The organism is Hydrogenophaga sp. (genome assembly GCF_050182545.1).
Lineage (GTDB): Bacteria > Pseudomonadota > Gammaproteobacteria > Burkholderiales > Burkholderiaceae_C > Hydrogenophaga.
The window spans coordinates 324,528-348,104 of record NZ_JBFXCD010000002.1; the positions used below are offsets into that span (position 1 = coordinate 324,528).

The following is a 23,577-nucleotide window of genomic DNA, read 5'->3' on the forward strand; positions in this document are numbered from 1 at the left end:
GTCGCCAGCGAGCGGCGCGACAAGGCTCAGAACCGGCCGTGTCGCCCCTGCCCCGCCGCGAAGCGCTGCGCGCCTTCCAGCGCGTCGGGGATGCGCGCCTTGCCGCGCGCCCATTCCTGCTGCAAGGCCTCGCCCGGCGGCATGTCCCATTGCGCGAACGCGCTTTCGCGGTCGGCGCGCATCGTGGCCTGCGGAAAACCCGCCAGCTGGCGCGCCAGCGCCATCGCCGCTTCGCGCGCCTGGCCGCTGGGCACGACGCGGTTGGCCAGCCCCATCTGCAGTGCTTCGGGTGCTTCCACCTTGCGACCTGTGAGGATCAGGTCCATCGCGTGGCCCATGCCGATCAGGCGCGGCAGGCGCACGGTGCCGCCGTCGATCAGCGGCACGCCGAAGCGGCGGCAGTAGACGCCGAAATACGCGTCTTCCTCCATCACGCGCAGGTCGCACCAGAGCGCCAGCTCCATGCCCCCGGCCACGGCCGCGCCGCTCACGGCGGCGATCACGGGCTTGGACAGCCGCAGGCGCGAAGGACCCATGGGGCCGATGGCGCGCGCGTCGTCGCTGGCGAAGTCGAGCTGGCCCAGGCCGCCGGTCTCGCCCGAGGCCGCCAGCCGCGCGCCGTACTGCAGGTCCCAGCCGGCGCAGAAGTGGCCGTGCGCACCGTGGAACACCGCCACGCGCGCGTCGGCGTCGTCCTCGAACGCGAGGAAGGCCGCGTGCAGGGCCTGCGCGGTCGGGCCGTCGACGGCGTTGCGGACTTCGGGGCGATCAAGGGTGACGACCCAGATGTCGCCTAGTTGCTCGGTGGTGACGGCGGATGGGGTCATGCGTCGCCCCACCAGCCCACACGCGGCGCGTTCAGGGCTTCATCCAGTTCGGCCGGCGTCACTTCGATTTCCATGCGCAACAGCGCCCCCGCCATGGCCTTGCCCAGGTTGTCCAGCCGCAGGTTGCGCGCGCCGCCGCCTTGCAGGGCGCCGCGCAGCACGAACTTGAGCGCCAGGATGTTGGGCAGCGGCCAGGCGTCCACCTCGCCCGGCAGCCAGGGTGCGAAGTGCGCTTGCACGCGCTGCGCCGTCACTTCGCGCGCCAGCAGCCGGTAGCCCGCTTCGTTCCAGGCGAACAGGCCGAAGTCCACCCAGTCGGCCTTGTCGCCGCTGCGCGCATGGGTGATGCGCACGAGAGGGATGCGGATCGCCGTCATGCTGCGTCTCCGAAGATGTCCATCCGGACACCGGCTTCCACCGCCGCGCGCGGGATCAGCGTCGGCCAGATGCCCAGCAGCTCGCTGGTGTTGTGCAGTCCGGTGAAGCCGCAGGTGTAGGCCGGCCCGCTCAGGCCGATCCAGGGAAACAGGCGGCCAAAGCCGTCGGCGGCGGCCTTGTCGGGCGTGCGCAGCACCAAGCGGGTCCAGATCTCGTTGCTCTGGTTCAGCGCATCGGCCGCCGGCAGGGGCGCCAGCGCGCCATGGGCCGAGTTCAGGCCCGGGTACTCCACATACAGTTCGTCGTGCGGGATGCGCTTGTCCTGCAACAGCGTGCGGATGGTGGCCTGCGCGGCCTGCGCCTTGTCCCAGGCGTCGGGCCACGAAAAGCCCCAGGTGACCTCGGCCTTGTAGCCGTCGCGGTAGCCCGCCACCACCTTGAGGGTGTCGGTGGGTGCCGCGCCGCGCGCGCCGGTGAGGCGCACGCGGTCATGCCCTTCGTCCGTCAGCGCGATGCCGCCCATGTCCAGCACCACGTCGGGCGAGAAGTAGGCGTGCGGGTTGTGCACCTCGTACAGCAGTTGCTGGCGCACGGTGTCGAAGTTGACGCGCCCGCCGGTGCCGGGTGCCTTGGTGATGAAGGCGGTGCCGTCCTCATGCACCTCGGCAATGGGGTAGCCGATGTGTGTCAGGTCCGGAATGGCCTGCCACGCGCCCTGGCTGCCGAAGTTGCCGCCACTGCCCTGGCCCGAACACTCCAGCAGATGGCCGACGGTGAGGCCCTGCGCCAGCCGGTCCAGGTCGCGCTGGCTGCGCGCGCCCTCCAGCGTCCAGCCCAGTGCGTGCACCAGCGGCCCGAGGAACAACGCGGCGTCGGCCACGCGGCCGGTGATCACGATGTCCGCGCCAGCGTCCAGCGCGGCGACGATGGGTTTCGCGCCCAGGTAGGCATTGCCGAACACCAGGCGTTCGCGCACGCCCGCCACCGGCGCACCGGTGAACAGGTGGGCAAATGCATCGTCGGGCTGGGCATTGTCAAGCAGGCGCGGCAGCACGTCGTCGCCCGTCACCACCGCCACGCGCGCCGGCCAGCCGTTCGCCTTGAACGCGGCCAGCACCGCCTGCGCCGCGCCCGCCGGGTTCAGGCCGCCCGCATTGCATACAAAGCGCACGCCGCGCGCGCGCATCAGCGGCCAGAGCTTCATCAGCATGGGCACGACGTCGCGCGCGTAGCCCAGCGCCGGGTCGCGCTGGCGGTCTTTCTGCAGGATGGCCAGCGTGAGTTCGGCCAAGTGATCGCTGGCGATGAACTGCACATCGCCGCGCTCGATGCTCGCGGCCACGGGCTCCCAGTTGTCGCCGTAGAAGCCCAGGCCGGCGCCAATGCGTACGGATTTCATGTGCCTGATCTTCATGGCGCCTCGGCGACTCAGGATGGGGGACAACCCCTAGCGGCAGTCCCACGCAGGACAGCTATAAATTGCGCACAACATCTGACAGGCCTGCCATACAGATTGCAGCACCGCGGCACCACCAGGGCGGTCGGACACCAAGGAGACAACGCGTGCAATTGCTGCAACTGCTCATCAGCGGTGTGGCCCAGGGCTGTATCTACGGACTCATCGCCCTGGGCTTCGTGCTGATCTACAAGGCCACCGAAACGGTGAGTTTTGCCCAGGGCGACCTGATGATGGTCGGCGCCTTCGGCGGCCTGGCCGCCATGACCATGCTGGGCTTTCCGTTCTGGCTCTCGGTGCCGGCCGCCATCGCCGCCATGGGCCTGTTCGGCGTGCTGCTCGAACGCGTGGTGATCCGCCCCATCCTGGGGCAACCGGCCTTCTCCATCGTGATGCTCACCATCGGCGTGGGCTACACGCTGCGCGGGCTGATCACCATGATCCCCGACATCGGCACTGACACCCACACCCTGCCCGTGCCCTACGCCAACGAGGTGCTGCGCATGGGCGGGCTGGTGGTCTCGGCCGAACAGATCGTGGTGATCGGCTCCACCGCCCTCCTCTGCGCCGGCCTGTTCGCGATGTTCCGCTACAGCAAGCTGGGCATCGCCATGCAGGCGTCGTCGCAGAACCAGCTGGCCGCCTACTACATGGGCATTCCGGTCAAGCGGCTCAATGGCCTGGTGTGGGGCCTGGCGGCGGCGGTGGCCGCCATCGCAGGCCTGCTGCTCGCGCCCATCACCTTCGTGCACGCCAACATGGGTTTCATCGGCCTCAAGGCCTTTCCGGCGGCCGTGGTGGGTGGCTTCGGCAGCCTGCCCGGCGCCATCGTGGGCGGGCTGATCATCGGCACGGTGGAAGCGCTCTCCGGCTTCTACCTGCCCGAAGGCTTCAAGGACGTGGCGCCGTACATCGTCGTGCTGATCATGCTGGTGCTCAAGCCCAACGGCCTGTTCGGCGAGAAGCTGCGGAAGAAAGTGTGATGACTTGTGGGTCAGGCTACTCGCGCAGCGACGTGCTCTGACCCCGACTGATCGGGAACCATGAGATTTCTCTTCAAGACCGACTACAACCAGGACATCCGCCTGGCCAAGCACGGCGGCCACACCTTCTGGTACGGCCTGCTGATGCTGTTCCTGCTGGCCGCGCCCTGGCTCATCCAGGAGTACTGGCTGGCCCAGCTCACCTTCGTGCTGATCTACTCCATCGTCGGCCTGGGGCTGATGCTGCTGGCGGGTTTCACCGGCCTGTTCTCGCTCGGCCACGCGGCGTTTCTCGGCGTGGGCGCGTACACGCAGGCCATCATGGTCAACGCGGGCATTCCGTTTCCGCTGGCGCTGGCCTGCGCGGGCCTGCTCTCGGCGGCGGTGGGCATGGTGGTGGGTCTGCCGGCGCTGCGCGTGAAAGGCATCTACCTGGGCATGGCCACGCTGGCCTTCGGCTTCATCGTCGAGGAAGTCATGGCGCGCTGGGAACCCGTGACCGGCGGCAACGCCGGCCTGCTGGTGCAGTACCCCGCCCTGTTCGGCTGGGAACTGGACTCCACCAACGAGTTCTACTTCCTGTGCCTGGTGGTCACGGTGCTGGCCACGCTGGCCATCGTGAACCTCATGCGCTCGTCCACCGGGCGCGCCTTCGTGGCCATCCGCGATTCGGAGATCTCGGCGCAGAGCATGGGCATCCACCTGGCGCGCTACAAGACGCTGTCCTTCGCGCTCTCGGCTGCGCTGGCGGGCATCGGTGGTGCGCTGTATGCGCACAAGATCCAGTTCCTCTCGCCCGAGCAGTTCAGCATCATCCAGTCGATCGACCTGCTGCTCATGGTGGTCATTGGCGGGCTGGGTTCGATCCACGGCGCCTTCCTGGGCGCGATCTTCCTCATCGTCATGCCGCAGCTGATCTCGCTCGGCAAGGATTTCCTGCCCGCCGCGATCGGCCAGGCCGCCGGCCTGCAGGGCACGGTCTACGGCCTCGTGCTGATCGCCTTCGTGCTGTTCGAGCCCATGGGCCTGTATGGGCGCTGGCTCAAGGTGCGCGCCTATGTGCAGCTGTTCCCGTTCTATCGCAAGGGCATGTTCAAGCGGCAGAAGACCTTCCAGAAATCGGATCGATTGAAATGAACCACCCCCGCGCCGCTTCGCGTCACCCCCTCAAGGGGGCAATGCCTGCAGCCTGGCAAAGCCAGTTCTGCGGCATTTCTGGACGAATGCCTACTCACGCCAAGGTGGCTTGCTCATGAGTGAAATCCTGTTGTCAGCCAAGAACCTCAGCGTGCGCTTCGGCGGCGTGCTGGCGGTCAACAACGTCAGCTTCGATGTGAAGCGCGGCGAGGTGTTCACCCTGATCGGCCCCAACGGCGCGGGCAAGACCACGGTGTTCAACCTGATCAGCCGCATCTACACGCCCACCACCGGCACCATCGACTACGCCGGCCCCGACGGCATGCTGCGCCTGACCGACCAGGCGCCGCACCAGATCGCGCGCCTGGGCATCGCGCGCACGTTCCAGAACATCGAGCTGTTCGAGCACGCCACCGTGCTGCAGAACCTGCTGATCGGGCGCCACACGCACCGGCGCACCGGTCTGTGGAGCGAGATCTTCTTCACCGGCAAAACGCGCGCGGCCGAGATCGAGGCGCGCGAGAAGGTGGAACACGTGATCGAGCTGCTGGACCTGCAGCACCACCGCGAGTCCATGGTGGCCGGCCTGCCCTACGGCGTGCGCAAGGTGGTCGAACTGGCGCGCGCGCTGTGCACCGAACCCCAGCTGCTGCTGCTGGACGAACCCTCCTCGGGCCTGAACGTGGAAGAAACCGACGACATGGCGTTCTGGATCACCGACATCAAGGAAGAGCTGGGCATCACCGTGCTCATGGTCGAACACGACATGAGCCTGGTCTCCAAGGTGTCCGACCGCGTGCTGGCCATGAGCCAGGGCGAGGAACTGGCCTCGGGCACGCCGACCGAGGTGCAGAACCACCCGGGCGTGATCGAGGCCTACCTCGGCTCGATGGACGACGTCTCCAGCCTGCGCCGCGAGAACCACGGGAAGGTGGCCGCATGAGCATACCGACCACCGACATGCCGGTCCTCAAGCTGCTCAACGTCGAGAGCGCCTACGGCCCGATCAAGGCCATCCGCGGCGTGAGCCTGCAGGTTCGCCGCAGCGAGATCGCCACCGTGCTGGGGTCCAACGGCGCGGGCAAGACCACCATCCTCAAGACCATCAGCGGCATCATCGACCCGCGCAAGGGCAGCATCGAGTTCAAGGGCGAGAACATCACCGCGCAGGACCCGGCGCTGATCGTGCAGCAGGGCCTGAGCCATGTGCCCGAGGGGCGCGAGGTGTTCCCCCTGCTCTCGGTGCGCGACAACCTGCTCATGGGCGCCTACACCCGCTCCGACCGCGACGGCGTGGCGCGCGACATGGAAGCCGTGTTCACCTACTTCCCCATCCTGCGCGAACGCGCCGCGCAGGACGCCGGCCTGCTCTCGGGCGGGCAGCAGCAGATGCTGGCCATCAGCCGCGCGCTCATGGCCAACCCCGACCTGATCCTGCTCGACGAGCCCAGCCTGGGCCTGAGCCCGAAGCTGACCAAGGAAATCTTCGAGATCGTGGTGCGCATCAACCGCGAACGCGGCACCACCATCCTGCTGGTGGAGCAGAACGCCAACATGGCGCTCAACGCGTCCGACTACGGCTATGTGCTGGAGAACGGCCGCATCGTCATGGAAGACACCTGCGCCCACCTGCGCGAGAAGGACGACATCAAGGAGTTCTACCTCGGCATGAAGGAAGAAGGTGCCCGCGGCGAGCGGCGCTGGAAGAAAAAGAAGAACTGGAGATAACGCATGACTTACCTCTGGGACCTCTCCCACATCAAGCCGCAGACCGAAGTGGTGCTGCCCGGCGAGACCATTCCGGCCCTGTTCTGGAACGGCGTGAAGGCGCGCGGCCCCAAGGTGTGGATGCGCCAGAAGGACTACGGCATCTGGCGCGCCTGGACCTGGGACGAAACCGGCACCGCCGTGCGCGAGATCGCCCACGGCCTGATGGCACTGGGCTTCGAGGCGCGCGAGACCGCGTCCATCCTCTCCAACACCACCATCGAATGGGTGCTGTGCGACCTGGCTGTGCTCAGCGCCGGCGGCGTGGCCAACGGCATCTACCCGACCGACGCGGCCGAGCAGGTGCAGTACCTGTGCGAGGACTCGCGCACCACGGTGCTGTTCGTCGAGGACGACGAGCAGCTGGACAAGGCGCTGGAGGTGCGCGCGCAGCTGCCGCTGCTCAAGAAGATCGTGGTCTGCGACATGGAAGGCCTGCGCGACCTGGACGACCCGCAGGTGATCAGCCTGGCCGCGCTGCGCGAACTCGGCCGCGCTCACCTGCGCGAACACGCCGGCCTGCTGGAGCAGCGCGTGGCCTCCGTCAAGCCCGAGGACCTGGCCATCCTCGTTTACACCTCGGGCACCACCGGCCGCCCCAAGGGCGCGATGCACAGCCACAAGGGCCTGGTCTACACCGTGCGCGGCTACAACACGCTGATCGCGCGCGACGAGAACGACGAGTGCATGTGCTTCCTGCCGCTGTGCCACATCGCCGAGCGCATGGGCGGCGAGTACTTCTCGCTCTACACCGGGGCCAAGCTCAACTTCGTCGAGAACCCCGAGACCGTGCCCGAAAACGTGCGCGAGATCGCGCCCACGGTGTTCACCGCCGTGCCGCGCGTGTGGGAGAAGTTCTATTCGGGCGTGATGATCGCGCTCAAGGAAGCCGGCAAGGCGCAGCAGGCGGCCTACGCCTGGGCCATCGGCGTGGGCCAGCAGGTGGCCGACCTGGTGCTGGCCGGCCAGCCCGTGCCTGCCAGCCTGCGCATGCGCTTCACCGTGGCGCGGCTGCTGGTGCTGGACAACGTGCGCAAGCTCATCGGCATCCACAAGGCGCGTTTTCTCGTCACGGGCGCCGCGCCCATCTCGCCCGACCTGGTGCGCTGGTACCTGGCACTGGGCGTGCCCATGCTGGAGGTGTGGGGCATGACGGAGACCTGCGGCGCCTCCACCGGCATCCCGGCCGAGCGCATCAAGCCCGGCAGCATCGGCCCGGCCGCCAGCTACAACGAGGTGAAGCTCGACCCGCAGACCGGCGAGATCCTGGTGCGCGGGCCCAATGTGTTCATGGGCTACCTGAACCTGCCCGAGAAAACCGCCGAGACCATCGACAAGGACGGCTGGCTGCACACGGGCGATGTGGGCACGGTGGATGAGGAAGGGTTTTTCCGCATCACCGACCGCATGAAAGACATCATCATCACCGCAGGGGGCAAGAACATCACGCCCAGCGAGCTGGAGAACGAACTGAAGTTCTCGCCCTACGTGACCGATGCCGTGGTGATCGGCGACAAGCGCCCCTACCTCACCGTGATCATCATGATCGACCAGGAGAACGTGGAGAAGTATGCGCAGGACAACGACGTGCCGTTTTCCAACTACGCCAGCCTGACCCGCGCACCCGAGGTGCAGGCCCTGATCCAGGCCGAGATCGACCGCGTGAACAGGAAGTTCGCCCGGGTCGAACAGATCAAGAAGTTCTTCCTGCTCGACACCCAACTCAGCGCCGAGGACGAAGAACTCACGCCGACCATGAAGCTCAAGCGCAAGCTGGTGCAGACCAAGTACGAACCCCAGATCGATGCCATGTACCGCTGATGCCGGCCAACCCGTTGACAACGCAGACGACGAACCACCACCCAAGGAGACACCACACATGAAGACCCGTTTGACACTGATGGCCGCCGCCACAGCGCTGGCGCTCGGCAGCGGCGCTGCGCTTGCGCAGACGCAAGGCGTGAGCAAGAACGAAATCGTGCTCGGCTCGATCCAGGATCTCTCCGGCCCCATCGCCGGCTTCGGCAAGCAGGTGCGCCTGGGCATGATGCTGCGGGTTGACGAGGCCAACGAGCAAGGCGGCATCAACGGCCGCAAGATCCGCCTGCTGGTGGAAGACTCGGCCTACGACCCGCGCCGCGCGGTGCTGGCCGCGCAGAAGCTCGTGAACCAGGACAAGATCTTCGCCATGGTGGGCCACATCGGCACCGCGCAGAACATGGCCGCCATGCCGGTGCAGTTCCAGAAGAACGTGATCAACTTCTTCCCCGTGACGGCCGCGCGCGAGATGTACGAGCCCTTCCACAAGCTCAAGTACAGCTTTGCCGCCACCTACTACGACCAGATGAAGATCGCCGTGCCCAAGCTGGCCAAGGAAAAGGGCGCCAAGAAAGTCTGCACCATGTACCAGGACGACGAGTTCGGCCTGGAAGTCAAGCGCGGTGCCGAAGACGGGCTGAAGGCCGCGGGCATGACGCTGGCGGTGGAAACCAGCTACAAGCGCGGCGCCACCGACTTCTCTTCACAGATGCAGAAGCTGGCCTCCGAGCAGTGCGACATGGTCGTGCTGGGCACCATCATCCGCGAGACCATCGGCGGCATCGCCACGGCCAAGCGCCTGGGCTTCAACCCCACCTTCATCGGCTCCAGCGCGGCCTACACCGACCTGATCCACAAGCTCGGCGGCCCGGCCATGAACGGCCTCTACGCCACCATGACGGTGCAGAACCCCTACACCGACGAAGCCTCGCAGCCGATCCGCTTCTGGGCCAACAAGTACAAGACCAAGTTCAACGAAGACCCGACCGTGTTCTCGGTCTACGGCTACTCGCTGGTGGACACCTTCCTGCGCGCCGCGGGCAAGGCCGGCAACAACCTCACCACCGAGAGCTTCATCAAGGCCATGGACACCATGGTGATCCCGCCCGACATCTTCGGCAGCGCCGAAATGACCTTCGGGCCGCAAAAGCGCCTGGGCAGCAACGCCACGCGCCTGTCGCAGCTGCAGGACAACCGCTGGAAAGTCGTCTCGGAGTACATGAAGATCGACGGCGCGAAATGACGTGACCTGAACTGATATGACGCCGCCTGCCTCGGCAGGCCCTGCGTGCAGCCGCCAGTGCCTTGTGTGCTGGCGGTTTTTTTATGCCGCTGACGGGGCCGCCAGTTCATCGGGAATGCAGTTATACTGATTTTCATTTTTCTCAGTATAACGACCAGCATGCTGTCCACCCCACTCTCCACCGCCGCCCAGACCGCCTATGCCGCCGTCAGAAGCGCGAGCATGCTCGACGGCGTGCGCTCGGTGGCCTCGCTGCCGGGCAGCTTCTCCCGAAAAGTCATCAAGGGCAACCCGTACTGGTACTACCAGACCCCGGACCTGACCGGCAAACAGAAGCAGATCTTCCTGGGAACGGCCAGCGACGAGCTGACCACCCTGATCGAACTGCACCGCCGGGGTGACGAGTCCAAAACCCATCTGCGGCAATTGACGCGCCAGGCCATTGCAGCGGGCTGCCCTCCCATCGTCCCCTCGCACGCGAAGATCATCGAGCGGCTGGCGGACGCGGGCTTCTTCATGGCGGGCGGCATCCTGGTGGGTACGCACGTGTACATGGCCTACCAGAACCACCTGGGTGTGCGCTGGCACTCGGGCGCGCAAACCGTTGATCTCGACTTCGCCCATGCCGGGCGAAATGTGTCCGTGGCCATTCCCTCGGACGTGACCATGGACATGGGCAGCGAAATCGAAGCACTCAAGATGGGCTTCGTGCCGGTGAGCAGCCTCACCACCTACATCAAGTCCGACGAGCAGGATCTGCAGATCGACTTCGTGACCTCGACGCACCGGGGCGGTGATACCCCGGTGCTCATCAAGGCACTGAACGCCACCATGCAGCCCTTGAAGTTCATGGAGTTTTCCATGGAGGCGCCGATTCAGGTGACCCTGCTGGCACAGCGCGGCGCCATCACCGTCAACGCGCCACCGCCCGAGAAATATGCCCTTCACAAACTGCTGGTGTACGGCGAGCGCCCGCAGGACATGCGGGTGAAAGCCACCAAGGACCTGGACCAGGCGGCCTCGCTCATCGAATACCTCGCCGACAACGACGCCGACCTGCTGCATGAAACCTGGCTGGACCTGATCAACCGCGGCCAGGGTTGGCAGCGCCGGGCCGCCGAAGGCCTGAAGGCGCTGCGCAAGCGCCACCCCGATATCGACACGACGGCGCTGGCTTAGGACATGACACCCACCACCGCCGCCCTGCTCGCCGACGCCCTCCTGGCGCTGCACATGGGCATCGTCGTCTTCGTGGTCGGCCTGCTGCCGCTGATCCTGGTGGGCGGCGCATTGGGCTGGCGCTGGGTGCGCCACTTCGGCCTGCGCCTCACCCACCTGGCCCTGATGGCCTTCATCGCCGCCCAGTCCTGGCTGGGCCAGCTGTGCCCGCTCACCGTGTGGGAACAGGACCTGCGCCGCCTCGCCGGCCAGGGCAGCTACGGCGAGAGCTTCATCGAGCACTGGCTCTCGCGGCTGCTGTACTGGGAGGCGCCCTGGTGGGTGTTTGTGGCGGCCTACACCGCGTTTGCGGTGGCGGTGGGGGTGGCTTGGTGGGGGGTGAGGCCGAGGCGGTGAAAGCTAGTATTCGACAGGAGTGGAATTGCAAAATTTGCAAGGACCATCTGACCATCCTGGACATCAAACAACAGTAATACGACAGTAGGTTCGAAATAGCTATGCGACACGGCATCCGCCTGCTAACCTGGCGCCAGTTTTGCCAAGGCGAGGAATGATGAGCGAGATTCGAACTTTTGACATGTTTTGTGGTGGAGGCGGTAGCAGCCTTGGCGCCAAGTCCGCGGGCGCGCGCATTGTCGGTGGTGTTGATCTTTGGACGCCCGCTACGGATTCTTTCGAACTCAACTTCCCGGGTGCCGCCGTTTTCAACCAGGACCTCCGTAGACTGACCCCTGCGGCCGTACTCCAAAAGACTGGAGAGATTGACCTTTTGCTTTCTTCGCCCGAGTGCACTCACCATACATGCGCGCGCGGCAGTAGGCCACAGTCGGAGGAGAGCAAGGAAACAGCTCTTCAGGTCGTTCGCTATGCCAAAGCCATGAAGCCCCGCTGGATCGTGCTGGAGAACGTCGTGCACATGCGGCCGTGGGCGCGCTACCCCGAACTCAAGGAAAAGCTGGTCGACCTTGGCTATCACCTTCGCGAACAGGTTCTGGATGCCTCAGATTTCGGCGTCCCACAGAAACGGCGGCGCCTCTTTTTGTTGGCTGACTCAAAGGGTATGCCGACTCCAGTAAAGATTCCCGGTATGGCGGTTGCTACGGTTCGATCGATTCTTGATCCAGACGGGATCTGGCCGATGACTTCCTTACGTACACCAACGCGGGCGAAGGGAACGCTGGAACGCGCTGAACGCGCAATTGCAAAGCTAGGCGATGGCGCCTCATTTCTTATCGTGTACTACGGCAGCGACGGATCGGGAGGGTGGCAGTCTCTTGATGCTCCACTGAGAACCGTCACCACCGTAGACCGGTTCGCACTAGTGCGCCCTGGCCCGCACGGCCACAGGATGCGGATGCTACAGCCTTCTGAGATCCGCAAGGCGATGGGCTTCCCGGACGACTATATCTTTCCCGAAGTTACGCGGCGCGAGCGCGTCAAGCTCCTGGGCAATGCGGTCTGCTCGCCAGTGATGGACGCCATTGTCCGATCGCTGTGCCTGCCAGCGGTTACCCGTGAAATCGCATCACTCCCGGTCGTCGGGCATGTGTGGCATACCGATGAGCGACTTCCTCGATCAGTGCGCGTCGCAGTCTGAAGCTCGGCTTGCCGGCGATGCCTGTTTTCGCTGCAAGAGCCATAAAACACCGGCATGACACCAGGAGGTGCCACTCTCCAGGCTGCGTCGTATTGAGCGATATCTTGCCAATATCCATAACGCTGTCATTCCTGTAGCAAGGTCGACTGGGCGCCTTCTTGCCTTTGGCACCACCTGTGAACGCACCCATCAGTGCCACTGGCACCAGCAGGGCCAGTAGATAGCGATGCGTGCTTACCTTGCCTTGCACATGATCGCACTCCGGACCGAGCTCCACTATGTGCAATTTGGTCGCGCCTTTTTCTTCTGCGTCCAGATCACGCGTCGCAAATTCCTGCCGGATCAGCGCCGCGTCATCATGTCCAAAGGAGCTCACGAACGGGCCTGAATTGATGAAGCCCGATCCAAGTGCGGTAACCGTGCCGCGCGCCCACATTCTGATTCCATTACCCGGATTGAATTCTTCGATCAGATAGCTGGTGTTGAGCTGTGACGTGGCCACAGCAGCGGGGCACTCATGGCTGTCTCCCACGGACACAATGTCCAATAGGCGCTGAAGGTCTTCTGCTGCAGGTGTCGGCTCGTTTCCGATTAGTGAAAGCTGATCTTCAAGTAGTGGCATCAGGGCTGCATCAAGCGCTGCCGTCAATCCCTCCATGGCTTCATGCTGACCCACTGCTTTGCAGGCCAGGAACGCCAGCAACTTCTCCCAGTCGTCCTTCACTGTTTCGGACTTCTTCACCAATCCGAACAGACGGTCGGTCGTTCTAGCAGCGGCACGTGCGGCTCTATCCTCCCACGACGTTGCGACCGCTAATGTTTTGAATTCCGAGACCTTCTCCAGGATCAGGTCACGTAGCTTAACTGCATTGAATTCCTCTGCCCCGCTCCCAGGTTCAAGATTGAAAACCTGATTTTTGTCGATAGCTGCATATCCGATCGGTGGAGTCAGCTTCGACTCCAGTGCACGCTCTTCAATCAGTTTGACTATCCTGGCGCTCTCCTCCGGAAACTGTGACCAGAAAATAAGGACATATGGGCCATCCCCAACAATTTTTTTCAAGCACTGAATGATGTTGGCTGAGTGAAGCTTCTCGTTCTGAGGCCCTCCGCCAATCATGTGAATGTCACTGAAAACGATTCTTAGCCCTCGCAGCGGTTGCTCGGGAGGGCTCTCCAGTTTTCCATCATTGAAGAAGAATGGGATAGGGCAAAAGCCGGCTCTCCCAAGACCCCACACAATTTTTTGCAGATGGTCTTCATCGTCGTCGATTGCTGCGACACGGGAGTGAAGTGGAATCATTTGTCGTTCTTAAAGGAAAAAACAATTGCCGTTCCATCATAGACGTCTGGTAAGTCGACGACATCCTTCAATTCTTCAGCATCGATAACTTCCAGCTTACCGCCAATCGAGTCCATGACTGTCTTGCAATAGAACAGGCCCAATCCCATGCCGCCTGCACGCGTGGAGAAGAACGGTCTTCCCAGTTGATCACGCGGCAACTGGAAACCGGGGCCGTTGTCGACAATGGCGATGAGGCCGCCGGTTTCCTCCCCCCAGTGGGACAAAACCAGAATCGCGCCCGGTGCTTCGCGCTCATCCCGCTCTCGACGATATCGCGTCCAGTAGATCGCGTTGTCGATGACATTGCTTAACGCCGCTACCATCAGGCCGCGCGGGAGCAGTTGCGTGAACGAATGCTTCTTTTCGGGATCGGCCGTCCAGTTCGAGAAGACCACGCCGTGTCGTTGGAAGCGATCTGCGTGCATGCCGGTTGCGCGCTCCACCAGATCCTCCACCGACACTTTGCGTGGTGGGTCACGCTGCAACAGCGGCTTGAACGTGTCGAGCAACTTTCTCAGATGGTCGATTTCGCGACGGATCTCTTCCGGATCGGCTACACCATGCAGCTTGCGTTGCACTCGGTCAATGCTATGGACTACCTCGTGAAAGATGAGTGCCAAGTTCATGCCCGCCAATCCGGACGAAACCATGACGTCCCGGAAAGTTTTCAGTTCCTGCTGGATGGACTGGAGGATGGGCTTGACCTCCTTCTCCAGCTTGTGTTGCTTGCCAAGGGATTCCAGTTTCTCCAAGGCATCCTGAACCGGTGGAGGGGCGTCCTGTTCGCCCTTCAACGCCTTGTCAATCTCGGTTCTGTCACTGCCGTGCTCACGCTGGAAGCGGTCAAAGATGCTGAGCACGATTCGCCGCAGTCGCTGGAAAGCCTCGTTGTCATCGAAACCCTCGCGATTGGTTTTCTCTTTTAGTGCTGAGCTACTCGCCAAGCTCAACGCGATCTGGGCGATCACGCTTTGCGTACCAAGTTTGCCGGCAGGCCGGTTGATGCGCCGCGCGTCAAGACCCAGCCAATCTTCCCCGGGTTCCCCATAATTGAATACGCGAATGTTGTCCCGGTAGACACGCACACCGGTCTGGTTGTCCAGCCACTTCTTGAGCTGCTGCGGTGCTCCTGACGCTTTCAAAATTTCATCGCGCCGATGAAACGCGTGAAACCTGCCTTTGATGGCGCCAATGCCTTTCAGGTCGTCGCTCGCCAAAAAAATTCTGTCATCGCGCTTCTGGCGACTGCGTCCGATCTCGACAGGAAGATCGTCCTCGTCCGGCTCGAGCAACTGCAGCTTTTCACTCCCATGAGTCGCCCTTCCCTTCAGGCCCTTAAATCTGGGCGGCGTGAATGAATAGTCCCACGTTAGCAGACCAGCTTCATCCAGCGTGAAATCGAAGTTCCAGACTGCAGCCTCCAGCATCTGCTGAAGTGTGGGCAGCCCCTCGATTTCCTCCTCCCGGCCCGGCAGATGAAGATGCACAACGAAGGACTTGGCCTCATCGAAGGGATTGCTCAGCGACGAAACCAGTCGGTAAAGATCACGGATCTCACGACGAGTCCATTGCTCGCGATGTAGGCCGGTAATCTCGACACGCGTTCCCTGTCCGTTCTTGAATACCTTTGGCTGAGAGTTCTCTTCTACCTGCACGTGCAATCCGTCGCCCAGGTAGCGCGCGCTGTCGATGAGTTGCGTCCAGTTAATGGAGAACTCGAATTCCGGTTGCCCCACCTGACACGTGGTCAGCTTGAGTTTCTCCCCAAGCTTCTGCACCGCAAGGCGGCCAACACCTTTTTCCCCCAAAGGGAGCCGTCCCATGGGACTTCGTGGTCGCGCCAGTTTTTTTCGTTTCGAATCAGTTCCGATTTCCAGCCACGCACTCTCGATCGTTTCTCCTGACATGCCGACACCGTTGTCGCTGACGATGATCGTCGGCGGGTTCGCGTTGAGTGCGAGCGTGACATCGACGTCAGTTGCGTCTGCATCATACGAATTCTTGACGAGCTCGAAGACAGCCAAACGATCGTGGCCGATGAGTTCGTCCCCGAGTAGTTTCAACACGTGGGACTGGACCCTAAATGGCACATTCCTTGACATATTCACTTTCCTGCCGCAGGCATTCGACTTGATGATGACGTTAGACATAGCGTCAAGAATGCATGGACTTTCTGAGACACCACCACCAGATCGGCGACCTCACACTCCCAGACTACCAGGACATCCCACCCGGAGGCCACTAACGCTTTTTGTGCAGTGATGTCCCGATACATGTTGACGCTCAGTTTGGTTTGCCAAAACTCGGTGTTCGACTTAGGCGTATAGGCAAACCTGCACCCGGAATGTCGATGCCAGAAACACCCGTGAACGAAGATGACCTTGCGGAGGCTAGGAAACACGAGGTCCGGAGACCCAGGCAAATCACGGCGGTGAAGGCGAAATCGATAGCCTAACGCATGAACAAGCTTGCGAACTGCCAACTCCGGCTTCGTATTCTTGCCTCTTATGCCAGACATCATCTGAGATCTCTTCTCTGGTGTGACGATATCCATTACTTACATCTCGATAAGAAATTTCCCGGTGGGGCCATAAAACTTGCGAGCCCCTACTGCTCGCGACAAAGAACGGTCACGTGACATGGAGTCCCGCGTGCCCTTCGCCAAACCGCTACATATTCAAGCTTACAAGTTCCGAAATCAAGTTCGTATACCAAATTTGCGGCATTGTTCGCCATATTTCATGGGCGAACTTGATGCGGCTCATTTCTCCGCGCATGACCCCGTCATAGAAGTCCTCGTACCCCTGGCAACGCACAGAAAACTTGAGCATGTGATCGCCCAGGTAGTAAAACTCGTCTTCATCCAGGCCCCGCAGAACAGCGTCATCACGCAAGAGTCCAAAAAGAAAGGCCCACTCATCCTGGTCATCGCCTTGCTCTGCGCCAAGGGGAAGGGTTAAATCGGGCCGACGATTGAATTCCGCATGCACTCGCCCATGACACTCGTGACATAGTGTGACGCCATTACCGATGTCGAAAGCGCACCCAGGATAGAGCGTCTTCCTGATGATGTGGTGAGCTTGAATCCTCTCTGCCGAATCACAGCACAAGCAACGATACATATCGCGCGCCTTGATGTACCGACTCCACAAGCGAAGAATCCACTTATCCGATCGATTTCTCTCGATCGCCTTTGTCAAAGCAGCCTTCTGCCTTCGAATCCCCTCCAGATCAGTTTTGAATATAGGCTTCATGCAAAAACAACTTAAATGGCATCAGCGTCGTAAGCTCAGAACTCACGAAACAATATACGCCCCCGACCCCGCACACAGCAGCTTGCCCTCCGCCCTCAGAAACTCCATGTGCGTGCTGGCCACGCGCGAGCCCAGGCGCAGCACTTCGGCCCGGAGTTCGAAGTGTTCGCCCACGCAGGGGCGCATGTAGTCGATGCGCAGGTGGATGGTGCCCGACCAGCACCACCGCCCAAAAAAATGCGAGGCATCTGGAAAGGTATGCAGAGTCCAATTCGATAGCGCCACTCCCCATCCATGTGCACCCGCTACATCACCCCCGACCAAGCCGCCTTCGAACGCGCCTGGCGCATTGGCCGCGACAACAGCGAGGCGTGGTTGCGCAAGGTGTTCGCCGTGGAGTTGTTTCCGCGGCAATCGGGCCCGTTCCTGCGCCGGGCTCGGGATGACGCGGGCTTTTCGCTGGAGCTGGTGGCCGGGCGCTGGGGCTTGATACCGCCGTTTGCCACCACGCCGGACGTGAAGTTCGCGACCTGGAACGCGCGCACCGAAGAGATGGCCGCCAAGGCGAGCTTTCGCGACGCCTGGGCGCGCGGCCAGCGCTGCATCATCCCGGCCACGGTGTTCTACGAGCCCAACTGGGAAACCGGCAAAAACGTGTGGTGGTCGTTCAGGCGGGCCGATGGTGCGCCGTGGGGCCTGGCCGGGCTGTGGAACCGCTGGGTGGATCGCAAGACGGGCGCCGTGCACGAGTCCTACACCATGCTCACGATGGGTGCGAACAGCCACCCGTTGATGAGCCGCATGCACAAACCTGAGGTGAACCCGGCCACGCGCCAGCCACTGCCCAAGAGCCTTCAGGACAAGCGCAGCGTGGTGCCCATCGAGCAAGGTGATGTGGACGAGTGGCTGGCCGGTACGGTGGAGCAGGCCCAGGCCCTGCTGAAACTGGCACCGGCCGACGTGTTCGACGCCGAGCCTGAGCGCAAGGAAGGGCTGATTGACGATCTGCTCAAGCCGGGACCGCGCTGACGCAGCCCAATCAAGTCAAGACACGATATACGCCCCCGACCCCGCACACAGCAGCTTCCCGTCCGCCCCCAGAAACTCCATGCGCGTGCTGGCCACGCGCGAGCCCAGGCGCAGGACTTCGGCCCTGAGTTCGAAGTGTTCGCCCACGCAGGGGCGCAGGTAGTCGATGCGCAGGTCGATGGTGCCGAGCTTGGCGAAGCGTTGCAGGCGCTGCAGGGGGTCTTCGTTCATGTGGCGCGCGCCAATGGCGGCCACGCAGGCCAGGCCGCCCATCGCGTCAAGGCTGGCGCTCACGACGCCGCCGTGCACGCGGCCGTGCTGGTAGTGGCCGACCAGGTCGGGCTTCATGTCGATGCGCCCTGTCACCTTGTCGGGCGTGATGCCGGTGATCTGCAGGCCGAGCACCTTGTTGAAGACGATTTTTTCTTCGAACAGGTTCTTCAGCGCGTCGAAGAACTCGGGCTCGAACTCGACGGCGACGGGAGGGGTGTTTCTTGTCATAGGCCCCATTGTCGTGCGGCGAGTTCCTTCATGATTTCCTCGGCGCCGCCGCCGATGGTCATCACCTTCACCTCGCGGTACACGCGCTCGCTGACGGTGCCGCGCATGTAGCCCATGCCGCCGAGGATCTGCACGGCGGCGTCGGCGCAGAACTGCATGGTCTGCGTGGCGTGGTTCTTGAGCAGGCAGACGTTCGCCACCCAGTCCGCGCCTTCGTCACCGGCGTCCACGCGGTCGCCGAGCGCGTCCACCCAGGCCTGGGTGGAGCGGATGCGCATCTGCATGTCCATGAGCTTGTGGCGGATCACCTGGCGCTCGATCAGCGGCGCGCCGAAGGTGCTGCGCTGGCGCGCCCAGGCCAGGGCTTCGTCATGACAGGCTTCGGCAAAGCCCAGCGCCATGGCGGACATGGCCAGGCGCTCGCCGTTGAAGTTGCCCATGATCATGCGAAAACCCGCGCCCTCGTCGCCCACCCGGTAGCGCGCGGGCACGCGCACGCCGTCGAAGCGCAGGTGCGCGGTGTCGCTGCAGAGCCAGCCCATCTTGTCCAGCCGGCTGCGCGAGACGCCGGGCGCGTTGCAGGGCACCACGACCATGCTGATGCCGCTGGCGCCCTTGCTCTGCGGGTCGGTGCGCACAGCCAGCGTGATCCAGTCGCAGCGCATGCCGGAGGTGATGAACACCTTCTCGCCGTCGATGACGTAGTCGCTGCCCTCCAGCCGCGCGGTGGTGCGCAGCGCGGCCACGTCGGAGCCGCCGCCGGGTTCGGTGATGCCCAGGGCGGCGATCTGTTCGCCGCGCAGCACGGGCGGAATGATCTCGGCCTGCAGCTCGGGCGTGCCGTGTTTCAGGACGGGCGGCAGGCCGATGTTGTGGGTGAACAGGCTGGCCATCACCCCGCCGCTGCCACCAAACCGCGCCAGCGATTGCGACAGGGCGTTGCGCGCGCGCCAGGGCGCGGGCGTGCCGCCCAGTTGCTCGGGGTAACCCAGGCCGAGCAGGCCGAGCGCCGCAGCCTGGCGGTGCAGCGAGCGCGGCAGCTCGCCCGCTGCTTCCCAGGCGGGCACGTGGGGCGCAACGGCCTGGGTGGCGAAGCGTTGCACGGTGTCGACGAGCGCGGCACGGTCTTCGGCGGTGAATTCGTGGTGCATGGGATTCAGGCCGTGAAGGTGATCAGCAGTTGCCCGGGCGCGACCTGCTGGCCGGCGGCCACCGAGAGCGCTTCCACGGTCACGTCGCGCGGCGCGGCCAGGGTGTGTTCGAGCTTCATGGATTCGATCACCAGCAGCGGCTCGCCGCGGGCCACGCGCGCGCCGGCCGCGGCGTGCACCGCCACCAGCTTGCCGTTGAAGGGCGCACGCAGCTCGCGCGCGGCATTGGCGCCCCCTGCGCGCTCGCGCGGCGCGTGGCTCAGGTCCTGCAGTTCGAGCGTGTGCGCGCCGGCCTGCACCTGCCAGCACCCACCAGCCAGCGGCGCGGCGGCCACCGGCCAGGCGCTGCCGTCGACCACCACGCGGCCCGGCGCCACATGGGCAGCCAGCGTGCGCTCGCCGTGCACGACGACGCGCAGCGCGCCCTGCCCGGTTTCCTGCACCGCGAGGTCGAGCACCTGGTCTTCGCCCTGGCGCCAGCGCAGCGGGCGCGCGAACGGGCACGGCAGCGCGCCCGCGGGCGCCAGGCCGCTGAACGCGGCGGCGAGCACGCCGGCCAGCACCGCGTCGGGCGGGGGCAGCAGCGTGGCGCGGATGGCCTCGCCCTCCTCGGCCAGAAAGGGAATCAGCGCCCCGCCCTCGTGGAACACCGGGTTGCGCAGGCAGGCCGCCAGAAAGGCGCGGTTGCTCGGCAGGCCCAGCAACAGGGTGTGGTCGAGCGCGTGGGCCAGGCGGTCGATGGCGTCGCGGCGCGTGGGCGCATGGGCGATCAGCTTACCGAGCATGGCGTCGTAGTGCGGCGTGATGTCGCTGCCGGTTTCCAGCGCGTGATCGAAACGCAGGCCGGCGGGCAGCGGGGGTTCGGCAAAGCGGTGCACGCGGCCGGTGTGCGGCGTGTGGTGCTCGTCTTCCGCGCACAGGCGCACCTCGATGGCGTGGCCGCTGAACCGGATCTGATCCTGCACCAGCGGCAGCGGCTCGCCGCGCGCGACACGCAACTGCCATTCCACCAGGTCCAGGCCGGTCAGCGCTTCCGTTACCGGGTGTTCGACCTGCAGGCGGGTGTTCATCTCCATGAGGTGGAAGTGACCATCTTCCAGCAGAAACTCCACCGTGCCCGCCCCCACATAACCCGCCGCCTGCGCCAGCGCCACGGCGCAGCGGCCCAGTTCGTCGCGCAGCGCGGGCGAGACCGCCGGGCTCGGCGCCTCTTCGATGATCTTCTGGTGCCGGCGCTGCACCGAACAGTCGCGCTCGCCCAGGTGCACGCAGTGGCCCTGCGTGTCGGCGAACACCTGCACCTCCACGTGCCGCGGGCGCAGCAGCGCGCGTTCGATCAGCAGGTCGCCGTTCGCAAAGCCGGCCAGCGCCTCGGAGCGCGCGCCCTGCAGCGCGGGCAGCAGCTGCGCGGCCTCGTGCACCAGGCGCATGCCGCGCCCGCCGCCGCCGGCCACGGCCTTGACCATGAGCGGAAAACCGATGCGCTGCGCCTCGGCCACGAAGGTGGCGTCGCGCTGGTCGTCGCCGAAGTAGCCGGGCAGGCAGGGCACGCCGTGCGCGGCGGCCAGCGCCTTGGCGGCGGACTTGCTGCCCAGCGCGCGGATGGCCGCCGGCGGCGGGCCGACCCAGATCAGGCCGGCGTCGATCACGGCCTGGGCAAAGTCGGCGTTCTCGCTCAGGAAGCCGTAGCCGGGGTGCACCGCGTCGGCGCCGGTGACCACGGCCGCGTCCAGCAGGCGGTCCACGCGCAGGTAGGAATCGGCCGAGGCGGCGCCGCCCAGCGCGAACGCGGTGGTGGCCTCGCGCACGTGCAGCGCGTTCGCATCGGGTTCGGAAAACACGGCCACGGTCTGGATGCCCATGGCGTGCGCAGTGCGGATAACGCGGCGGGCGATTTCGCCGCGATTGGCGATCAACAGCTTCCTCATGGTTTGTCCACCCAGGGCGCGGGCTGCTTCTTCGCGAAGGCGGCCAGGCCGGCCGCGGCCTCGGCACTGCGCAGGCCCTGCGCGAAGGCGAAGGCGGCTTCGGTGCGCAGGTCGGGCACGTCGTTGCGCATGCGCTGCAGCAGGCGCTTGGTGCTGGCCACGGCACCGGGCGCGGCGCGCATCATGGCCTGCACGCGCGCGGCCACGGCGGCGTCCAGCGCGTCGTCGGCCACGAGCTCGTCCACCAGGCCCAGGGCCTGCGCCTCGGCGCCCTTGTACACGCGGCCCTGCAGCAGGCACTGCCGCGCGGCGGCATCGCCCAGGCGCTGCCAGACGAAGGGGGCGATCTGCGCCGGCGGCAGCCCCAGCGTGACCTCGGGCGTGGCGAAGCTGGAGCGTTCGGTGGCGATGACGTGGTCGGCACAGCACACCAGGCCAAAGCCGCCGCCCATGGCCGCGCCGTCCACCGCGCACACCAGCAGCTGCGGCAGGGCGCACAGCGCGTGCAGCACGTCGCCAAAGCCGCGGTTCATGTCGATCAGCGGGTCCGCCTCGCCCGGCTGCAGGGGCTGGCCGATGGCGCTGGCAAAGCTGCCCAGGCTACCGCCAGCGCTGAAGGCACCGGGCGCGCCGGTGAGCACGATGACGCGCAGGGTCTCGTCCTGCCTGGCGCGCACGCAGGCGCCGAACAGGCCCAGCACCATGCTGTCGCTCAAGGCGTTGCGCGTGGCCGGGTCGTTGAGGGTCCAGCGCTCGGTGTCGCCCTGGCGTTGTGTGTGGAAGGGGGTCGTCATGGCCGGCGCTCCCGTTCACTTCACCGCCCGCTTCGCAATCCCCATGATCTTGCTCAGGATGCCCAGCATCACCTCGTCCGCCCCGCCGCCGATGGAGGCCAGGCGGCCGTCGCGGTACATGCGCGAGACCTTGTTCTCCAGCGTGAAGCCCATGCCGCCCCAGAACTGCAGGCAGGTGTCGGGCACGATGCGGTTGAGCCGGCCGGCCTTGAGCTTGGCCATGGTGGCCCATTCGGTCACGTCTTCGCCGGCGATGTAGTGCTCCACCGCCTGGTAGGTCAACGCGCGCAGGCTCTCCACCTCGGTCTTGAGCTCGGCCAGCTTGAACTGCACCCACTGCTGGTCGGCCAGGCTGGCGCCGAACAGCTTGCGCTCCTGCGCCCATTCCACCGTCCATTCGATGCAGTTGGTCAGGCTCTGCAGCGTGCTCGCGGCGCACCACAGGCGCTCTTCCTGGAACTGCTGCATCTGGTAGATGAAACCCGCGCCCTCCTGGCCGATGCGGTAGCGCTGCGGCACGCGCACCTCGTCGAAGTAGATCAGGCCGGTGTCGCTGCTGTGCATGCCGATCTTGCGGATCTTCTGCGCCACCTCGATGCCCTTGACCAGCTTGCCGTTCTCGCGCATCGGCACCATCACCAGGCTCTTGTTCTTGTGCGCCGGCCCTTCGCCGGTGTTCACCAGCATGCACATCCAGTCGGCCTGCAGGCTGTTGGTGATCCACATCTTCTGGCCGCTGATGACGTAGTCGTCACCGTCCTTGCGGGCCACGCTCTTGATGGCGGCCACGTCGCTGCCAGCACCGGGCTCGCTCACACCGATGCAGCTCACCATGTCGCCGGCAATGGCGGGTGCGAGGAAGTCGCGCTTGAGTTCGTCGCTACCGAAGCGCGCCAGGGCGGGCGTGGCCATGTCGGTCTGCACGCCGATGGCCATGGGCACGCCGCCGCAGTGGATGTGGCCCAGCGTCTCGGCCATGGCCATGCCGTACGAATAGTCCAGCCCCGCGCCGCCGTGCGCCTCGGGCTTGGTCAGGCCGAGCAGGCCGAGCTGGCCCAGGCCCTTGAAGATCTCGTGCGCGGGCATCATTTCGGCCGCCTCCCATTCGTCGACGTGCGGGTTGATCTGCTCGTCGATGTAGCGCTTGAGCGTTTTCTGGATCTCGCGGTGTTCGTGGGTGAATTGCATGG

At 64.6% G+C, this 23,577-nt stretch carries 22 protein-coding genes and 1 pseudogene; 10 read left to right on the forward strand and 13 right to left on the reverse strand.

Going from position 1 to position 23,577, the window contains the following annotated elements:
* Positions 1-26 precede the first annotated feature (26 nt).
* The 3 genes from AB7P10_RS03610 to AB7P10_RS03620 are packed head-to-tail and all read right to left on the reverse strand — an operon-like array spanning position 27 to position 2,604.
* On the reverse strand, positions 27-827 hold the full coding sequence (locus AB7P10_RS03610) for a crotonase/enoyl-CoA hydratase family protein (protein WP_428292471.1): 801 nt from the start codon (positions 825-827) through the stop codon (positions 27-29).
* Positions 824-1,204 carry an AtuA-related protein gene (locus AB7P10_RS03615; RefSeq protein WP_428292472.1) on the reverse strand — a complete coding sequence of 127 codons (381 nt, stop codon included), beginning with the start codon at positions 1,202-1,204 and terminating at the stop codon, positions 824-826. The genes AB7P10_RS03610 and AB7P10_RS03615 overlap by 4 nt, the downstream gene beginning before the upstream one ends.
* Positions 1,201-2,604, reverse strand: coding sequence for an acyclic terpene utilization AtuA family protein (locus AB7P10_RS03620; protein WP_428292473.1), 1,404 nt, complete (start codon positions 2,602-2,604; stop codon positions 1,201-1,203). The genes AB7P10_RS03615 and AB7P10_RS03620 overlap by 4 nt, the downstream gene beginning before the upstream one ends.
* Positions 2,605-2,768: 164 nt before the next feature.
* Here AB7P10_RS03620 and AB7P10_RS03625 point away from each other — a divergent pair, with 164 nt between their 5' ends.
* The 9 genes from AB7P10_RS03625 to AB7P10_RS03665 all read left to right on the forward strand — a co-directional run bounded on the left by AB7P10_RS03625 (position 2,769) and on the right by AB7P10_RS03665 (position 12,385).
* The gene (locus tag AB7P10_RS03625) at positions 2,769-3,644 is read left to right on the forward strand and encodes a branched-chain amino acid ABC transporter permease (protein ID WP_428292474.1); all 876 of its coding nucleotides are present in this window, start codon (positions 2,769-2,771) and stop codon (positions 3,642-3,644) included.
* Between the two features lie 60 nt (positions 3,645-3,704).
* Positions 3,705-4,781: a branched-chain amino acid ABC transporter permease gene (locus AB7P10_RS03630; protein WP_428292475.1), complete on the forward strand. Its 1,077-nt coding sequence runs from the start codon at positions 3,705-3,707 to the stop codon at positions 4,779-4,781.
* Positions 4,782-4,896: 115 nt separating this feature from the next.
* Positions 4,897-5,724 (forward strand): ABC transporter ATP-binding protein, encoded by an 828-nt coding sequence (locus AB7P10_RS03635; protein WP_428292476.1) that lies wholly within the window; start codon positions 4,897-4,899, stop codon positions 5,722-5,724.
* On the forward strand, positions 5,721-6,509 hold the full coding sequence (locus tag AB7P10_RS03640) for an ABC transporter ATP-binding protein (protein ID WP_428292477.1): 789 nt from the start codon (positions 5,721-5,723) through the stop codon (positions 6,507-6,509). The genes AB7P10_RS03635 and AB7P10_RS03640 overlap by 4 nt, the downstream gene beginning before the upstream one ends.
* Positions 6,510-6,512: 3 nt before the next feature.
* The gene (locus AB7P10_RS03645) at positions 6,513-8,369 is read left to right on the forward strand and encodes an AMP-dependent synthetase/ligase (RefSeq protein ID WP_428292478.1); all 1,857 of its coding nucleotides are present in this window, start codon (positions 6,513-6,515) and stop codon (positions 8,367-8,369) included.
* Between the two features lie 58 nt (positions 8,370-8,427).
* Entirely contained in the window at positions 8,428-9,609 is a 1,182-nt protein-coding gene (locus AB7P10_RS03650; RefSeq protein WP_428292479.1) for an ABC transporter substrate-binding protein, read from the forward strand.
* A gap of 159 nt (positions 9,610-9,768) precedes the next feature.
* Complete coding sequence (locus tag AB7P10_RS03655; RefSeq protein ID WP_428292480.1) at positions 9,769-10,788, forward strand: GSU2403 family nucleotidyltransferase fold protein; 1,020 nt, start codon at positions 9,769-9,771, stop codon at positions 10,786-10,788.
* A gap of 3 nt (positions 10,789-10,791) precedes the next feature.
* Entirely contained in the window at positions 10,792-11,184 is a 393-nt protein-coding gene (locus tag AB7P10_RS03660) for a DUF2784 domain-containing protein (RefSeq protein ID WP_428292481.1), read from the forward strand.
* Positions 11,185-11,341: 157 nt separating this feature from the next.
* Positions 11,342-12,385 carry a DNA cytosine methyltransferase gene (locus AB7P10_RS03665; RefSeq protein WP_428292482.1) on the forward strand — a complete coding sequence of 348 codons (1,044 nt, stop codon included), beginning with the start codon at positions 11,342-11,344 and terminating at the stop codon, positions 12,383-12,385.
* Here the strand turns inward: AB7P10_RS03665 and AB7P10_RS03670 are convergent.
* From AB7P10_RS03670 to AB7P10_RS03690, 5 genes and pseudogenes are all read right to left on the reverse strand, one after another.
* The gene (locus tag AB7P10_RS03670; protein ID WP_428292483.1) at positions 12,297-13,688 is read right to left on the reverse strand and encodes a hypothetical protein; all 1,392 of its coding nucleotides are present in this window, start codon (positions 13,686-13,688) and stop codon (positions 12,297-12,299) included. The genes AB7P10_RS03665 and AB7P10_RS03670 overlap by 89 nt on opposite strands.
* Positions 13,685-15,880, reverse strand: coding sequence for an ATP-binding protein (locus AB7P10_RS03675; RefSeq protein WP_428292484.1), 2,196 nt, complete (start codon positions 15,878-15,880; stop codon positions 13,685-13,687). Before AB7P10_RS03675 ends, AB7P10_RS03670 begins: the two co-directional genes overlap by 4 nt.
* Positions 15,835-16,284, reverse strand: a complete 450-nt coding sequence (locus tag AB7P10_RS03680) for a very short patch repair endonuclease (RefSeq protein ID WP_428292485.1) — start codon at positions 16,282-16,284, stop codon at positions 15,835-15,837. The genes AB7P10_RS03675 and AB7P10_RS03680 overlap by 46 nt, the downstream gene beginning before the upstream one ends.
* A gap of 115 nt (positions 16,285-16,399) precedes the next feature.
* Positions 16,400-16,984 carry an HNH endonuclease gene (locus AB7P10_RS03685; protein WP_428292486.1) on the reverse strand — a complete coding sequence of 195 codons (585 nt, stop codon included), beginning with the start codon at positions 16,982-16,984 and terminating at the stop codon, positions 16,400-16,402.
* 42 nt (positions 16,985-17,026) lie between these two features.
* Positions 17,027-17,203, reverse strand: a pseudogene (locus AB7P10_RS03690) (hotdog domain-containing protein); the annotation flags it as partial.
* Between the two features lie 75 nt (positions 17,204-17,278).
* Here AB7P10_RS03690 and AB7P10_RS03695 point away from each other — a divergent pair.
* Positions 17,279-18,013: an SOS response-associated peptidase gene (locus AB7P10_RS03695; RefSeq protein WP_428292487.1), complete on the forward strand. Its 735-nt coding sequence runs from the start codon at positions 17,279-17,281 to the stop codon at positions 18,011-18,013.
* Positions 18,014-18,028: 15 nt separating this feature from the next.
* On the opposite strand, the gene AB7P10_RS03700 is transcribed toward AB7P10_RS03695, so the two are convergent.
* The 5 genes from AB7P10_RS03700 to AB7P10_RS03720 are packed head-to-tail and all read right to left on the reverse strand — an operon-like array spanning position 18,029 to position 23,575.
* Positions 18,029-18,514 (reverse strand): thioesterase family protein, encoded by a 486-nt coding sequence (locus AB7P10_RS03700; RefSeq protein ID WP_428292488.1) that lies wholly within the window; start codon positions 18,512-18,514, stop codon positions 18,029-18,031.
* Positions 18,511-19,665 carry an acyl-CoA dehydrogenase family protein gene (locus AB7P10_RS03705; RefSeq protein WP_428292489.1) on the reverse strand — a complete coding sequence of 385 codons (1,155 nt, stop codon included), beginning with the start codon at positions 19,663-19,665 and terminating at the stop codon, positions 18,511-18,513. Before AB7P10_RS03705 ends, AB7P10_RS03700 begins: the two co-directional genes overlap by 4 nt.
* 5 nt (positions 19,666-19,670) lie before the next feature.
* Positions 19,671-21,593 (reverse strand): biotin carboxylase N-terminal domain-containing protein, encoded by a 1,923-nt coding sequence (locus tag AB7P10_RS03710; protein WP_428292490.1) that lies wholly within the window; start codon positions 21,591-21,593, stop codon positions 19,671-19,673.
* The gene (locus tag AB7P10_RS03715; RefSeq protein WP_428292491.1) at positions 21,590-22,387 is read right to left on the reverse strand and encodes an enoyl-CoA hydratase/isomerase family protein; all 798 of its coding nucleotides are present in this window, start codon (positions 22,385-22,387) and stop codon (positions 21,590-21,592) included. The genes AB7P10_RS03710 and AB7P10_RS03715 overlap by 4 nt, the downstream gene beginning before the upstream one ends.
* Positions 22,388-22,402: 15 nt before the next feature.
* Complete coding sequence (locus AB7P10_RS03720; RefSeq protein ID WP_428292492.1) at positions 22,403-23,575, reverse strand: acyl-CoA dehydrogenase family protein; 1,173 nt, start codon at positions 23,573-23,575, stop codon at positions 22,403-22,405.
* Between the last annotated feature and the right edge of the window lie 2 nt (positions 23,576-23,577).